The following is a 1,288-nucleotide window of genomic DNA, read 5'->3' as shown; positions in this document are numbered from 1 at the left end:
AGCAGGTGCCGGGTCGCGGCGAACAGGCTGGCGTGCGAATGCAGCACCGCCTTCGGCACTCCGGTGGTGCCGGAGGTGTGGGTGATGACGATCGGGTCGTCCGGGTGGTGCCGGTAGTGCGCGGGCGCCGCGTCCGGGTCGCCGGCCCCGGCCTGCGCGGGCTCGCCGAGCATCGGCGCGCCCAGGTCGTGCCCGGCCAGCGCCTGCGCGTGCGCGGCGTCGGCGAGCACCCCGGCGGCGCGCAGCCGGCGGATGTACTCGGCGGCGATCTCGGGGCGCAGCCTGCCGTTCATCAGCGCCGGGATGGCGCCGAGGCGGGTCAGCGCCAGGAACGACAGCACCATGTCGGCGGCCGTACCGGCCCAGACGGCGACCGGGTCGCGGGGTTTCACCCCGCGTTCGTGCAGCCAGGCCGCCCGGGCGGCGACCATCCGGTCGAGCCGGCCCAGGGTCAGCGGGGTCTCGGCCGGGTGGCCGTCGACCTCGGTGTCGAATGTGAGCCCCGGCCCGTCCGGGTCGGCGCCGTGGGCCAGCACCCGGGCGAGCACGTTGCCCGCGCCCAGTTCCGCGTCGGCTGCGAGCGCGCCGCGCAGTCCCTTCGTCCTCATTGACGTGTTCCCTCCCCCAGCAGCACCGCGGTCGCCTCGCCCGGCGTACCGTCCGGTGCCAGTTCGATCAGGATCAGCAACGCCTGTGCGGCGTCGCCGTCGTGCAGCAGCAGGTCCGCCTCGGCCTCCCCCTCGGCCCGCGGGTCGCCGGTCGGGCTCAGGCACACCACCGGCCCGTCCAGTCCCCAGCGCGCCGCGACGTGCCCGGCCACGCTGTTCGGCACCGACTGGAAGAAGAACAGCGGCCCGATCCGGTCACCGGCGTCCACCGCGGCCCGGACGTGCGCCGCGCTGGCCGTGTCTCCGCCGGCGCTGACCAGCACCACCGCCGTACCGTTGCCCGGCGGCAGCGGCCCGGTGCCGTAGCGCCGCGCGAGGCACCGCTCGGCCACCGCCACCACGAGAGGCGCGAACGCCGAGTGCACAAACCCCGGCACCCCCGCCGGCCCCTCATCCCCGTCCTCGGGCCACCGCGCCTCCGCGTCGTTGCGCGATCTTGCGGTTGGCGCCCTCTCGGCGGGCGTTGTGCCCGTTTCGCCGGGGCCGGAAGTGCAAGATCGCGGAGGGCTGGGGGTGGAGGCGGTCATGAGGTGCTCACCAGGAGTGCGGTGTTGGGCGCCGCTGAAGGCGGCGTTGAGGGTCAGGGCGTGCCCGGTGCGCGCGGGGCGGGGGGCGTCGCG

2 protein-coding genes are annotated in these 1,288 nt (G+C 76.2%); both read right to left on the bottom strand.

Features of this window, described 5'->3' with window-relative positions; translation table 11 throughout:
- On the bottom strand, positions 1 to 608 hold a 608-nt coding region (locus MCBG_RS02750; protein ID WP_043330063.1), incomplete at its 3' end, for an AMP-binding protein.
- Positions 605 to 1,045 (bottom strand): beta-ketoacyl synthase chain length factor, encoded by a 441-nt coding sequence (locus MCBG_RS02745; RefSeq protein ID WP_051610923.1) that lies wholly within the window; start codon positions 1,043 to 1,045, stop codon positions 605 to 607. The genes MCBG_RS02750 and MCBG_RS02745, both read right to left, overlap by 4 nt.
- Positions 1,046 to 1,288 lie beyond the last annotated feature (243 nt).

The sequence above is a fragment of the Micromonospora sp. M42 genome (genome assembly GCF_000568915.1).
In the GTDB taxonomy this organism is placed as follows: domain Bacteria; phylum Actinomycetota; class Actinomycetes; order Mycobacteriales; family Micromonosporaceae; genus Micromonospora; species Micromonospora chalcea.
This window is presented reverse-complemented; position numbering and strand designations above follow the sequence as displayed.